The sequence below is a fragment of the Streptomyces sp. NBC_00440 genome (assembly GCF_036014215.1).
In the GTDB taxonomy this organism is placed as follows: domain Bacteria; phylum Actinomycetota; class Actinomycetes; order Streptomycetales; family Streptomycetaceae; genus Streptomyces.
Genome location: NZ_CP107921.1, coordinates 6,990,700 through 7,004,130 on the forward strand (window position 1 = coordinate 6,990,700; position 13,431 = coordinate 7,004,130).

Below are 13,431 nucleotides of genomic sequence, written 5' to 3' on the forward strand. Positions count from 1 at the left end.
AAATTCCGGGGAGAGGAGCACATCCATGTCCGCGAAACTGTCCGTGAAACCGTCAGTGAACCCGGCCGCGAAGCAGCACACCGTGGTCGACAGCCCGTACGGTCCGCTCACCCTCGTGGCGACCGGGGGCCTGCTGAGCGGCCTGTATATGACGGAACAGCGCCACAGGCCGCCCGACGAGACCTTCGGCGAACCCGACCCCCGGCCCTTCGGGCAGGTCAGGGAGGAGCTGACCGCGTACTTCGACGGCGCGCTGACCGAGTTCACCGTGGAGCTGCACCTGGCGGGCACGCCCTTCCAGCGCAGTGTCTGGGAGCAGCTGCGGCAGATTCCGTACGGCGAGACCCGCTCGTACGGCGACCTCGCCGACCGGCTCGGCAGACCGGGCGCCTCACGGGCCGTGGGCCTGGCGAACGGCAAGAACCCGGTCGGGATCATCGTCCCCTGCCACCGGGTGATCGGCTCGACGGGCAGTCTCACCGGATACGGCGGCGGGCTCGACCGCAAGCAGCGGCTGCTGGCCTTCGAGTCGGGCGGCGCAGCTCCGGGGGAGTACGCCCTCTTCTGACCGGTCCGTCTTCTGACCGGTCCGTATGGGCAGCGGGCAGGTGGTGCGGATAGGGTCGGAGCGGCGCGACTGCCTGTTCGAAAGCAAGGGATAAACAAGGTGACGGACGGAGCAGTAACTGAAGCCGCACGGGTGCTCGTGGCGGCCGACAAATTCAAGGGGTCCCTCACGGCCGTGGAGGTCGCTGAGCGGGTGACGGCCGGCCTGCGGCGGATCGTTCCCGGTGTGGAGGTCGAGACCCTGCCCGTCGCCGACGGCGGGGACGGCACCGTCGCCGCCGCGGTCGCGGCGGGGTTCGACCGGCACGAGGTGCGGGTCACCGGGCCCCTCGGCGAGCAGCTGACCGCGGCGTTCGCGCTGCGTGACGGTGTGGCCGTGGTGGAAATGGCCGAGGCATCCGGCCTCCAGCACCTGCCCGCCGGCGTGTTCGCACCGCTGACCGCCACGACGTACGGCTCCGGTGAGCTGCTGCGCGCGGCGCTCGACGCGGGGGCCAGGTCCATCGTCTTCGGCGTCGGCGGCAGCGCCACGACCGACGGCGGCGCGGGCATGCTGGCCGCGCTCGGCGCCCGCTTCCTGGACGCGGCCGGACAGCCCGTGGGGCCGGGCGGCGGGGGACTGAGCGAGCTGGCGACCGCCGATCTGTCCGGTCTGGACACCCGTCTTGCCGGTACGGAGATCGTCCTCGCCAGCGACGTGGACAACCCGCTGACCGGGCCCAAGGGCGCGCCCGCGGTGTACGGGCCGCAGAAGGGCGCGTCCCCGGAGCAGGTCGCGGCCCTGGACGCCGCGCTGACGCACTTCGCCGCCGTGCTGGAGAAGTCCATCGGTGCGGGGGCCGCGGAAGCCGCTCTCGCGCCGGGGGCCGGCGCCGCGGGCGGTATCGGCTTCGGCGCGCTGGTCGGCCTGGGAGCGAGCTTCCGCGCGGGTATCGACGTGATGCTCGACGTCCTGGGCTTTGCCCCGGCCGTGGCCCGGGCGACCCTGGTCGTCACCGGCGAGGGCTCGCTCGACGAGCAGACCCTGCACGGCAAGGCACCGGCGGGTGTCGCCGCGGCGGCGAGGGCCGCGGGCAAGGAGGTCGTCGCGGTCTGCGGCCGCCTCACGCTCCCGGCCGACGTCCTCGGCAGGGCGGGCATCCGCCGTGCGTACGCCCTCACGGAGCTGGAACCCGACGTGGAGCGCTGTATCGCCAACGCGGGCCCGCTCCTGGAGCAGGCCGCCGAGAACATCGCCCGCGACTTCCTGGTACGCGAGTGACAGCCGGTCACTCCGGAGTGTGAACCGGGCCGGGCGGGTCACCGCCCGGCCCGGCCCGTGCCGCAGGGCAGGGGCGGCCGGCCCCCGCCCGAATGTTTGAGATGGTCAACTTTCCTGGCGTAGCATCGCCCCATGCCAGAAACCCCCGGAGCCGGTACCGACCGGCTCATGGAGCTGCTCTCGGTCTCGCTCGGCGCCTACTACGGCGACTTCACGACCGCGGCCGCCGCCGAGGGCCTCACCGCCAGCCAGGGCAAGACGCTCAGTGTGCTGCGCCGGGGGCCGTCCGCGATGCGCGCCCTGGCGACCACACTGGCCTGTGACGCCTCCAACATGACCGGGATCATCGACCGGCTGGAGAAGCGCGCACTCGTACGCAGGGAACCCAGCCCCACCGACCGGCGCGTCAAGAACGTCCTCCTCACCGCGGAGGGCGAGCGCACCGTCGACGCGATCAGGGCGGGGATGCACACGACGCTGGCCGGTCTCGCCGCCCTGCCCGACGCCGACCGGACCGCACTCGCGGACCTGCTGGAGCGGGTCTTCGCAGCCCGTGCCGAGGCCGGCCGGACTCCGTGACCCGGGCGGGCCGCGCTCAGCGGTCCGGGCCGGGAACGCCGGAGGGCCCCGAGTGCTGATGCACTCGGGGCCCTCCGGCGTTGTCCAGGAGCTACGGCAGCTGCGCCGTACGCGCCTCGCGGCGGTTGCCGCGGAAGGTGTTCACCCGGCGTGCGGTGGCGAAGAGCGGAATGACCGCACCCAGCACCACCTGGAGCACGCAGCCGGTCTGCAGGAGCAGCTGGCCGCCGGGGGCGTCGAACGCCCAGGCGGCGAGCAGACCCATGGCGCCCACGATCCAGCTGAGCATCCCCACCGCGAGGACGCCCCGCGGCTTCGGGTACTCGACCCGGCTCACCATCAGCCAGGCGACCCCGATGACCGCGAGCAGCGTCGGCACGAAGGGCAGCTCAAGGAGCACGATGGAGACCACCGTCAGCGCCCCGAAGGGGGACGGCATCCCCTGGAAGGTGCCGTCCTTCATGGTCACGCAGGAGAACCGCGCAAGCCGCAGCACCACCGCCAGCAGCACCACGATCGCCGCCACCGCCGCCACGCGCTGGTGCGCGTCGTCCGCGACCATCCCGTACACGAGCACGAAGTAGGCCGGGGCGAGCCCGAAGCTGATCAGGTCGGAGAGGTTGTCCAGCTCCGCGCCCATCGCCGAGCTGCGCAGCTTCCGCGCCACCAGCCCGTCGCAGAGGTCGAAGATCGCGGCGAGCAGCATCAGGATCACGGCGGTCGCGGCGGAGTGCCGCCCCATGCCGGTCTCCTGGCTGCCCTGGAGGTGCGGGATGAGGATTCCCGTGGTGGTGAAGTACACCGCCATGAATCCGCACGTCGCGTTACCGAGAGTCAGCGTGTCCGCTATCGACAGCCGCAGTGACAGCGGCATGTCCTCGATGTCGTCCTCGGCCTCCGCCTCGGGAACCCAGGCGGTCTGCGTCTCCGGATCAATCACGGTCAATTCGAGTCACCCCCGCGGTGGTGGGCTGGCCGACCTCGACCGCGACATCGATACCTTCCGGAAGGTAGATGTCGACGCGAGAGCCGAAACGGATCAGGCCGATCCGCTCGCCCTGCTCCACCTTCGTACCCTGGGGAAGGTACGGCACGATGCGTCGTGCGACGGCGCCGGCGATCTGCACCATCTCGATGTCGCCGAGCTCGGTGTCGAAGTGCCAGACAACGCGCTCGTTGTTCTCGCTCTCCTTGTTGAACGCCGGAACGAAACCGCCGGGGATGTGCTCGACGGACGTCACGGTGCCCGCCAGCGGTGCGCGGTTCACGTGGACGTTCAGCGGGCTCATGAAGATCGCGACGCGGGTGCGCCCGTCCTTCCACGGCATGATGCTCTGCACTACACCGTCGGCCGGGGAGATGACCCGGCCCTGTGTGATCTCCCGCTCGGGGTCGCGGAAGAACCACAGCATTCCCGCCGCGAGGGCGGTGGTGGGCACGGCGACAGCAGCCCAGCGGCCGGACCGGCGGGCCCGGGCGAGGCTGAGCGCCGCGGTTGCGACAGTCGGCAGGAGCCACGGCGATGCTCCGCGCGCGAGACGGACTCGACCGCGTGGTGCAGAGGTTTGGCTGTGGGGCATGAATGACCTTCGTAGCGGATGATGCCGCGCGGGAACGGGGGACGGCGGCTTTCGGGCGATGCTATCGGTTGTGGACCACAACTGGGCAAGCCAGGAAGCCGAGTCGGCGGCCGGAAGATGATGACTGGCTGTGATCTTCTTCGCTGATATATCACCACGAAAGGGACAATCAGCCCTGGAATCGGTACTCTTCGAGGAGGCGCCGACCGATGATCATTTTCTGGATCTCGGCGGTACCTTCGCCGATCAGCAGCATCGGGGCCTCGCGGTAGAGCCGCTCGATTTCATACTCCTTGGAGAACCCGTATCCACCATGGATGCGGAAGGCGTCCTCCACAACCTCCTTGCAGTACTCGGAGGCCAGATACTTGGCCATCCCCGCTTCAAGGTCGTTTCGTTCCCCGGAGTCCTTTTTGCGTGCCGCATTGACCATCATCGCATGGGCGGCTTCTACCTTGGTAGCCATTTCGGCCAGCTTGAACTGAATTGCCTGATGCTGGGCGATCTGTTTGCCAAAAGTGTGACGTTGCTGTGCGTAGCTGATGCCCAGCTCGAAGGCGCGCTGTGCCACTCCACAGCCACGCGCTGCGACATTCACCCGCCCGACTTCCACTCCGTCCATCATTTGGTAAAACCCTCGGCCCGTAACGCCACCAAGTACGCGATTGGCCGGAATTCGCAGGCCGTCCATGATCAACTCGGTGGTGTCGACCCCCTTGTAGCCCATCTTGTCGATCTTGCCGGGGATGGTCAGACCCGGCCGGACCTCACCGAAGCCCGGCTCCTTCTCGACCAGGAAGGTCGTCATCGACTTGTGCCGGGCGGTCCCCTCGGGGTGACCCTCGTCACTGCGGCACAGGACCGCGACGAGTGAGGACGTGCCGCCGTTGGTCAGCCACATCTTCTGGCCGTCCAGGACGTAGTCGTCGCCGTCCCTGATCCCCTTCGAGGTGATCGCCGACACATCCGAGCCCAGCGCCGGCTCGGACATCGAGAACGCGCCGCGGACCTCGCCCGCGGCCATCCGCGGCAGGAAGGTGTCCTTCTGCTCCTGGGTGCCGTGCTGCTTGAGCATGTACGCCACGATGAAGTGCGTGTTGATGATGCCCGACACGCTCATCCAGCCACGCGCTATTTCTTCGACACACAGCGCGTAGGTGAGCAGCGACTCGCCCAGGCCCCCGTACTCCTCGGGGATCATCAGCCCGAACAGGCCGAGTTCCTTGAGGCCCTCGACGATCTGGGACGGGTACTCGTCGCGGTGTTCGAGTTCGGTCGCGACCGGCAGGATCTCCTTGTCGACGAAGTCCCTGACGGTGGCCAGGATTTCCTGCTGCACATCGGTGAGACCCGGTGTCTGGGCGAGTCGGCTCATGACTGCTTCTCCTGTGACGTCACGCAGTTGGTGGGAATTCGCCTACTGGGAAGGCGTGGGGCGGCCGGGCTGTTCTCCGCCGCGTTCCTTGATGTAGGTGGCGGTGGGGACCATGACCTTGCGGCGGAAGACGCAGACGACGGTGCCGTCCTGGTTGTAGCCCTTGGTCTCGACGTACACGATTCCGCGGTCGGTCTTGGATTTGGAGGGGGTCTTGTCCAGGACGGTGGTCTCGCCGTAGAGGGTGTCGCCGTGGAAGGTCGGTGCGATGTGCTTGAGCGACTCGACTTCCAGGTTGGCGATGGCCTTGCCGGATACGTCGGGGACCGACATGCCCAGGAGCAGGGAGTAGATGTAGTTCCCGACGACGACGTTCTTGCCGAAGTCGGTGGTCTTCTCCGCGTAGTTGCTGTCCATGTGCAGCGGGTGGTGGTTCATGGTGAGCAGGCAGAAGAGGTGGTCGTCGTACTCGGTGACGGTCTTGCCGGGCCAGTGCTTGTAGACGGCGCCGACCTCGAACTCCTCGTAGGTGCGTCCGAACTGCATGGTTCAGGCCTCCGGGGCTTCGAAGGCGGTGGTGCGCCGCATCCCGGCGGCGCGGCCCTTTCCGGAGATGACCAGGGCCATCTTGCGGCTGGCCTCGTCGATCATCTCGTCGCCGAGCATCGCGGAGCCCTTCTTCCCGCCGGCCTCGGACGTGCACCATTCATAGGCGTCGAGGATCATCTCGGCGTGGTCGTAGTCCTCCTGGGACGGCGAGAAGATCTCGTTGGACGCCTCGACCTGGCCCGGGTGCAGGACCCACTTGCCGTCGAAGCCGAGGGCGGCGGCGCGCTTGGCGACGTCGCGGTAGCCGTCGACGTTGCGGATCTGGAGGTAGGGGCCGTCGATCGCCTGGAGGTCGTAGGTGCGGGCGGCCATCAGGATCTTCATGAGGATGTAGTGGTAGGCGTCGGCGCCGTAGCCGGGGGGCTGCTCGCCGACGACGAGGGTCTTCATGTTGATGGATGCCATGAAGTCGGCGGGGCCGAAGATGATGGCCTCGTTGCGGGGCGAGGCAGCGGCGATCTCGTTGACGTTGACGAGGCCCTTGGCGTTCTCGATCTGAGCTTCGATGCCGATTTTGCCGACTTCGAGGCCGATGGTCTTCTCGATCTGGGTGAGGAGCAGGTCGAGGGCGACGATCTGCTGGGCGTCCTGGACCTTGGGGAGCATGATGCAGTCGAGGTTGTGGCCCGCGCCCTCGACGACGGTGATGACGTCGCGGTAGGTCCAGTGGGTGGTCCAGTCGTTGACGCGCACCACGCGGGTCTTGCCGGTCCAGTCGCCCTTGTTCAGTGCCTCGACGATGGTGTGCCGGGCGCCTTCCTTGGCGAGCGGTGCGCAGGCGTCCTCCAGGTCGAGGAAGACCTGGTCGGCGGGGAGGCCCTGGGCCTTCTCCAGGAAGCGAGGGTTCGATCCGGGCACGGCGAGACACGAACGCCTCGGACGCAGACGGTTCACAGGGCTGCTTGACTCGGTCATGCGGGGACCTCCAGAGGGTCGAGCTTGTTCGCTTTCCGGATCACTTCGACGATACGTCCGATGATCTCGGTGATCCCGAAGTCCTTCGGGGTGAAGACGGCGGCGACGCCGGCCTCCTTGAGGGCTGTGCCGTCGGCGTTGGGGATGATCCCGCCGACGATCACGGGGATGTCGGACGCGCCTGCCTCGCGCAGCCGTTCGAGCACATCGGGGACCAGTTCGGCGTGCGAGCCCGACAGGATCGACAGGCCCACGCAGTGCACGTCCTCGGCCAGGGCCGCCGTGACGATCTGCTCGGGGGTCAGTCTGATCCCCTGGTAGACCACCTCGAACCCGGCGTCGCGGGCCCGCACGGCGATCTGCTCGGCGCCGTTCGAGTGTCCGTCGAGGCCCGGTTTGCCGACCAGCAGGCGCAGCCGTCCGCTGCCGAGGTCCTGGGCCGTACGGGTCACGGCCGCGCGTACGGCGGCGAGCGGGGTGCCCTCTTCCGCGGTCACCGCGACCGGCGCGCCGCCCACCCCGGTCGGTGCCCGGAACTCGCCGAACACATCGCGCAGCGCCCAGGACCACTCGCCCGTGGTGACGCCCGCGCGGGCGCACGTCACCGTCGCCTCGAAGAGGTTGCCGTCACCGGCCGCGGTCGCCTTGAGTGCTGCGAGCGACTCCTGGGCCGCGTTCTCGTCGCGGTTGTCGCGCCAGGTGTGCAGGGCGGCCACGACCTTCGCCTCGTTCTCCGGGTCGACCGTCATGATCGCCGTGTCCAGGTCGGCGGTGAGCGGGTTGGGCTCGGTCGACTCGTAGCAGTTGACGCCGACGATCTTCTCCTCGCCGCCCTCGATCCTGGCCCGCCGCCCGGCGTGCGAGGAGACCAGCTCCGACTTGAGGTAGCCGGACTCGACGGCCGCCATCGCGCCGCCCATCTGCTGGATGCGGTCGATCTCGGCGAGCGACTCCTGGACGAGCTCATCGACCTTGGCCTCGATGACATGGGAGCCGTCGAAGATGTCCTCGTACTCCAGCAGATCGCTCTCCTGGGCGAGCACCTGCTGGATCCGCAGCGACCACTGCTGGTCCCAGGGCCTGGGCAGCCCCAGAGCCTCGTTCCAGGCGGGCAGCTGCACGGCGCGGGCCCGCGCGTCCTTGGACAGGGTGACCGCCAGCATCTCCAGGACGATGCGCTGGACGTTGTTCTCCGGCTGCGCCTCGGTGAGCCCGAGCGAGTTGACCTGGACGCCGTAGCGGAAGCGGCGCTTCCTGGGGTCCGTGATCCCGTACCTCTCCTGCGTCAGCCGGTCCCAGATGCGGCCGAAGGCGCGCATCTTGCACATCTCCTCGATGAAGCGGACCCCCGCGTTCACGAAGAACGAGATCCGTGCGACGACCGCGTCGAACCGCTCGGGCGGCACCTGCCCCGAGTCGCGTACGGCGTCCAGGACCGCGATCGCGGTGGACATGGCGTACGCGATCTCCTGGACGGGGGTGGCGCCCGCCTCCTGCAGGTGGTAGCTGCAGATGTTGATCGGGTTCCACTTGGGGATGTGGGCGACCGTGTGCGTGATCATGTCGGTGGTGAGCCGCAGGCTCGGTCCGGGCGGGAACACATGCGTCCCGCGCGACAGATACTCCTTGACGATGTCGTTCTGCGTCGTCCCCTGGAGCCGGTCGGCGTCCGCGCCCTGCTCCTCCGCGACCACCTGGTAGAGCGCGAGCAGCCACATGGCCGTGGCGTTGATGGTCATGGACGTGTTCATCTGCTCCAGCGGGATGTCCTGGAACAGCCGCCGCATGTCACCGAGGTGGGAGACCGGCACCCCGACCCGGCCGACCTCGCCCCGGGCCAGGATGTGGTCCGGGTCGTAGCCGGTCTGCGTGGGCAGGTCGAAGGCGACGGACAGACCTGTCTGGCCCTTGGCCAGGTTGCGCCGGTAGAGCTCGTTGGACGCTTCGGCCGTCGAGTGGCCCGCGTATGTCCGCATGAGCCAGGGGCGGTCCTTCTGGCGCTCAGTCATCTGGAGACCTCAGACGTTCCGGCCGGCGGCGGTCTGCTCCGCGGGGGTGCTGCGGAACAGGTTGATGGCGTCGACGTGCTGCGCACGCAGCTCCGGGTCGCGCACCCCGAGCCCCTCGGCGGGCGCCAGCGCCAGGACGCCGACCTTGCCCTGGTGCAGGTTGCGGTGCACGTCGTACGCGGCCTGGCCGGTGTCGTCGAGCGAGTACACCTTCGACAGGGTGGGGTGGATCTTGCCCTTGGCGATCAGCCGGTTGGCCTCCCAGGCCTCGCGGTAGTTGGCGAAGTGGGAGCCGATGATCCGCTTCAGTGACATCCACAGATAGCGGTTGTCGTACTCGTGGGTGTACCCCGAGGTCGAGGCACAGGTGACGATCGTGCCGCCCTTGCGCGTGACGTACACCGACGCACCGAACGTCTCGCGGCCCGGGTGCTCGAAGACGATGTCCACGTCCTCGCCGCCGGTCAGTTCGCGGATGCGCTTGCCGAACCGCTTCCACTCGCGCGGGTCCTGGTGGTGCTCGTCCTTCCAGAACTTGTAGTCCTCTGCGTTGCGGTCGATGATCGCCTCGGCGCCCATCCGGCGGCAGATGTCCGCCTTCTGGTCGCTGGAGACGACACAGACCGGGTTGGCGCCGCCGGCCAGCGCGAACTGGGTGGCATAGCTGCCGAGTCCGCCGCTGGCACCCCAGATCAGCACGTTGTCGCCCTGCTTCATCCCGGCGCCGTTGCGGGAGACCAGCTGGCGGTACGCGGTGGAGTTGACCAGGCCGGGGGCCGCGGCCTCCTCCCAGCTGAGGTGGCCGGGCTTGGGCATCAGCTGGTTGGACTTGACGAGGGCGATCTCCGCCAGGCCGCCGAAGTTGGTCTCGAAGCCCCAGATGCGCTGCTCGGGGTCGAGCATCGTGTCGTTGTGGCCGTCGGAGCTCTCCAGCTCCACCGACAGGCAGTGCGCGACGACTTCGTCGCCCGGCTGCCAGGCGTTGACCCCGGGTCCGGTCCGCAGCACGACGCCCGCGAGGTCGGAGCCGATGACGTGGTACGGCAGGTCGTGGCGCTTGGTGAGCTCGCTGAGCCTGCCGTACCGCTCCAGGAAGGAGAACGTCGAGACGGGCTCGAAGATCGAGGTCCAGACGGAGTTGTAATTCACCGAGCTGGCCATGACGGCCACCAAGGCCTCGCCAGGGCCGAGTTCGGGCACCGGCACGTCCTCGACATGGAGGGACTTGCGCGGGTCCTTGTCGCGGCTTTCGAGGCCGGCGAACATCTCCGCCTCGTCCTTGTGCACGGTCACCGCGCGGTACGAATCGGGGAGTGCCAGGGCGGCGAAGTCGGCCGCCGTGGCAGCGCTGGATCCGCTTGCTGTGTCGGTCCGCGACTGGATCGCGTCCAGGATTTCCTTCACGGTGCTGCCTCCGGCGAAGCGTGTTGGGGGAGTTGGTCGGGGGTGAGCCCCGCGGGAGGCGGGGCTGCTGCTGTGGAGGTGTGCCGTCGGTTCGGCGTGAGTGGAGCGGCGGCGCTCTGGTGGGGCGCTGAAGGTGCCTGTGACGCAGGCGTCCGGGCGCGTGAACACGTGGTTCACGGGGACAGCCGGCATACGAAGGTCGCTGTACGCCGGCCGCCCGGACACCTTCAACGTATGGCACCCCGTGCCAAGCCGCAAGACACTGAGTGCCAACAAATTCTCTCAGTTGTCACCCCCGGGCCACGGATGAGCAGAAAACCCGGAACGGCCGCCCCCGGAGGGACGGCCGTCGCGATGCAGATCGGTCAGATACTGGTCGGTTCTGTGCTCAGCGCTTCCTCAGCGCCTGCTCGATGGTGCGCATGACTTCGTCGAGCGGGGCATCGGTACGCGCCACCGTCACCAGCACCTCACCACTGCTCCGCACGGTCGCGGCCGGGGGGCGCTCGGCGGTGCGGCCGGCGCCTATCCCGGTACCGAAGGTGTCCCGGACGATGGCGAAGGCGTGGTCGAGCCTGGCCTCCACGTCGCCCTGGCCGCCGGCCCGCAGCCAGCGGCGCAGTACGTGGTTGTGTGCGGTGACCACGGCGGACGCCGCCACCTCGGCCAGCAGCGGGTCGTCGTTGCCGTCGTGCTGCTCGTGCTCGTCGAAGTGGCCCAGCAGATAGCGGGTGAACAGCCGCTCGTAGCGGGCCACCGAGGCGATCTCGGCCTCCCGCAGCGTGGGCACCTCACGGGTCAGTTTGTACCGCGCCACCGAGACCACCGGCGACGCCGCGTACATCCGCATGACCTCCTTGATGCCCCGGCACACGGTGTCGAGCGGATGCTCGTGCGGCGGCGCCGCGTTCAGCACCGCCTCGGCCCGCACCAGTGTGTCGTCGTGGTCCGGGAAGATCGCCTCTTCCTTGGAGCGGAAGTGCCGGAAGAAGGTCCGGCGGGCGACCCCGGCCTGCGCCGCGATCTCGTCGACGGTCGTCGCCTCGTACCCTTTGGCAGCGAAGAGCTCCATCGCCGCCGAAGCCAGTTCGCGGCGCATTTTGAGGCGCTGGGCGGCCGCGCGGCTGCCTGCGGCACTCTCAGGGGCGTCTGACGACGCCTTCTTGCGGACAGGCCGTCGGACGGGGCCGGTGAGCTCGGGCATGGTCCGAACGTACTGCATCGGACCTGCGGAACGTGTTTGCGGGGGCGGGCCGCCGCCCGGTTCCAGCAGCCCGCCCCAGTCGCCCGGCGGATCAGCGACGGGCATACTCACGGAAACCGCGCCCGGTCTTGCGGCCGAGACAGCCCGCCGCCACCAGGTGTTCGAGCAGCGGCGCGGGGGCGAGACCCGGGTCGCGGAACTCGCGGTGCAGCACCCGCTCGATGGCGAGCGAGACATCCAGGCCGACCACGTCCAGGAGCTCGAAGGGGCCCATCGGATAGCCGCCGCCCAGCTTCATCGCCGCGTCGATGTCGTCGAGCGTCGCGTAGTGCTCCTGGACCATCTTGACCGCGTTGTTGAGGTACGGGAACAGCAGCGCGTTCACGATGAATCCGGCACGGTCGCCGCAGTCCACCGGGTGCTTGCGCACCTTCGTGCAGACCTCGCGGGCCGTGGCGTGGACGTCGTCGGCGGTGAGGACGGTACGGACCACCTCGACCAGCTTCATCGCCGGGGCCGGGTTGAAGAAGTGCATCCCGACGACGTCCTGCGGGCGCGAGGTGGCGCGGGCGCACGCGATGACCGGGAGCGACGAGGTGGTGGTGGCGAGCACCGCGCCCTGCTTGCAGACCTTGTCGAGCATCTCGAAGAGCTGCTGCTTGACCTCCAGGTCCTCGGCGACCGCCTCGACGGCCAGATCCACCCCGGCGAACGCGTCGAGCGAACCGGCCGGGGCGATCCTGGCCAGCGCCTCGTCACGGGCCGCCGCGGTCATCCGCCCCTTGTCGACGGAGCGGGCGAGCGACTTGGCGACACGGGCCTTCGCGGCGTCGGCCTTCTCCGGGCTGCGGGCGGCGAGCACCACGTCGTAACCGGCCTTGGCGAAGACCTCGGCGATGCCCGATGCCATCGTCCCCGAGCCCGCGACGCCCACCGATGTGACGGGCCTGGCCGCGGCGAGCTGCGCACTGTCGAGCGGAGTGAGGGCGTCCCGCACCACGTCGGCGCTGCCCGGCTCCTGGTACGTGTAGAAGCCGCGGCCCGACTTGCGGCCGGTCAGCCCGGCGTTGCTGAGCTGCTTGAGGATCGGGGCGGGCGCGTGCAGCCGGTCCCGGGACGCGGAGTACATCGCCTCCAGGACGGTGCGCGCGGTGTCGATGCCGATCAGGTCGAGCAGCGCGAGCGGGCCCATCGGCAGCCCGCAGCCGAGCCGCATCGCCGCGTCGATGTCCTCGCGGGACGCGTACTTGGCCTCGTACATCGCCGCTGCCTGGTTGAGATAGCCGAACAGCAGCCCGTCAGCGACAAAACCGGGGCGGTCGCCGACCGCGACGGGCTCCTTGCCGAGCTCGCGGGCGAGGTCGGTGACGGCTTCGACGGCCGTCGGAGCGGTCAGCACCGATGAGACCACCTCGACCAGCTTCATCGCCGGCGCCGGATTGAAGAAGTGCAGGCCCAGGACGCGCTCGGGGTGCGAGGTGTCGGCGGCGAGCCGGGTCACGGACAGGGCGTTGGTGCCGGTGGCCAGGACCGCGGTGGGGCGCACGATCCCGTCCAGGGCGCGGAGGACCTGCTGCTTCGTCTCGTACGACTCCGGCACGACCTCGATCACCAGGTCGGCGTCGGCCGCGGCCTGGAGGTCGGAGAAGGTGCGGAACCGGGCGAGGACGTCCAGCCGCTCCTGATCGGTGAGGCGCTCCCGCTGCACGGCGCGGGCGGTGGAGGCTTCCAGTGCCGCCACGGCGCGGGCCGCGGCGTCGGGGCTGACGTCGATTCCGATGACCTCGCGACCGCCGCGGGTCAGGACCTCGGCGATGCCGGTGCCCATGGTGCCGAGGCCGACCACGGCGATGGTGTGGAGAGGGATGTCCATCAGGGGACTCCAGGGATGAGTGACGACTGAGGGGTGCACGCGGTGCCCGGCCGTA

Annotated in this window: 12 protein-coding genes; 3 read left to right on the forward strand and 9 right to left on the reverse strand. The window is 69.1% G+C overall.

The features are described 5' to 3' along the window. Positions 1–25: 25 nt before the first annotated feature. From OHB13_RS31195 to OHB13_RS31205, 3 genes are all read left to right on the forward strand, one after another. A complete protein-coding gene (locus OHB13_RS31195; protein ID WP_328379290.1) occupies positions 26–568 on the forward strand; it encodes a methylated-DNA--[protein]-cysteine S-methyltransferase in 543 nt (180 codons plus the stop codon). Positions 569–667: 99 nt separating this feature from the next. Next, positions 668–1,828 (forward strand): glycerate kinase, encoded by a 1,161-nt coding sequence (locus OHB13_RS31200; RefSeq protein ID WP_328379291.1) that lies wholly within the window; start codon positions 668–670, stop codon positions 1,826–1,828. Between the two features lie 132 nt (positions 1,829–1,960). After that, complete coding sequence (locus tag OHB13_RS31205; protein WP_443062979.1) at positions 1,961–2,407, forward strand: MarR family winged helix-turn-helix transcriptional regulator; 447 nt, start codon at positions 1,961–1,963, stop codon at positions 2,405–2,407. A 91-nt stretch (positions 2,408–2,498) separates the two neighbouring features. Here the strand turns inward: OHB13_RS31205 and pssA are convergent, their stop codons facing one another. The 9 genes from pssA to OHB13_RS31250 form a co-directional block, all read right to left on the reverse strand. After that, positions 2,499–3,353, reverse strand: a complete 855-nt coding sequence (gene pssA / locus OHB13_RS31210) for a CDP-diacylglycerol--serine O-phosphatidyltransferase (protein ID WP_328379292.1) — start codon at positions 3,351–3,353, stop codon at positions 2,499–2,501. After that, positions 3,340–3,987, reverse strand: coding sequence for a phosphatidylserine decarboxylase (locus tag OHB13_RS31215; protein ID WP_266851419.1), 648 nt, complete (start codon positions 3,985–3,987; stop codon positions 3,340–3,342). Before OHB13_RS31215 ends, pssA begins: the two co-directional genes overlap by 14 nt. A 169-nt stretch (positions 3,988–4,156) precedes the next feature. After that, positions 4,157–5,362 (reverse strand): acyl-CoA dehydrogenase family protein, encoded by a 1,206-nt coding sequence (locus tag OHB13_RS31220; RefSeq protein WP_266851417.1) that lies wholly within the window; start codon positions 5,360–5,362, stop codon positions 4,157–4,159. Positions 5,363–5,404: 42 nt separating this feature from the next. After that, positions 5,405–5,908 carry a MaoC family dehydratase gene (locus tag OHB13_RS31225; protein WP_266851416.1) on the reverse strand — a complete coding sequence of 168 codons (504 nt, stop codon included), beginning with the start codon at positions 5,906–5,908 and terminating at the stop codon, positions 5,405–5,407. Positions 5,909–5,911: 3 nt separating this feature from the next. Continuing rightward, on the reverse strand, positions 5,912–6,886 hold the full coding sequence (locus OHB13_RS31230) for an HpcH/HpaI aldolase/citrate lyase family protein (protein ID WP_266851414.1): 975 nt from the start codon (positions 6,884–6,886) through the stop codon (positions 5,912–5,914). Continuing rightward, positions 6,883–8,895 carry a protein meaA gene (locus OHB13_RS31235; protein WP_266851412.1) on the reverse strand — a complete coding sequence of 671 codons (2,013 nt, stop codon included), beginning with the start codon at positions 8,893–8,895 and terminating at the stop codon, positions 6,883–6,885. The genes OHB13_RS31230 and OHB13_RS31235 overlap by 4 nt, the downstream gene beginning before the upstream one ends. 9 nt (positions 8,896–8,904) lie before the next feature. Beyond that, positions 8,905–10,299 carry a crotonyl-CoA carboxylase/reductase gene (gene ccrA / locus OHB13_RS31240; RefSeq protein ID WP_328379293.1) on the reverse strand — a complete coding sequence of 465 codons (1,395 nt, stop codon included), beginning with the start codon at positions 10,297–10,299 and terminating at the stop codon, positions 8,905–8,907. Positions 10,300–10,687: 388 nt separating this feature from the next. After that, positions 10,688–11,503 carry a TetR family transcriptional regulator gene (locus OHB13_RS31245; protein WP_328379294.1) on the reverse strand — a complete coding sequence of 272 codons (816 nt, stop codon included), beginning with the start codon at positions 11,501–11,503 and terminating at the stop codon, positions 10,688–10,690. A gap of 91 nt (positions 11,504–11,594) precedes the next feature. Beyond that, positions 11,595–13,376 (reverse strand): 3-hydroxyacyl-CoA dehydrogenase family protein, encoded by a 1,782-nt coding sequence (locus OHB13_RS31250; RefSeq protein WP_328379295.1) that lies wholly within the window; start codon positions 13,374–13,376, stop codon positions 11,595–11,597. Positions 13,377–13,431 lie beyond the last annotated feature (55 nt).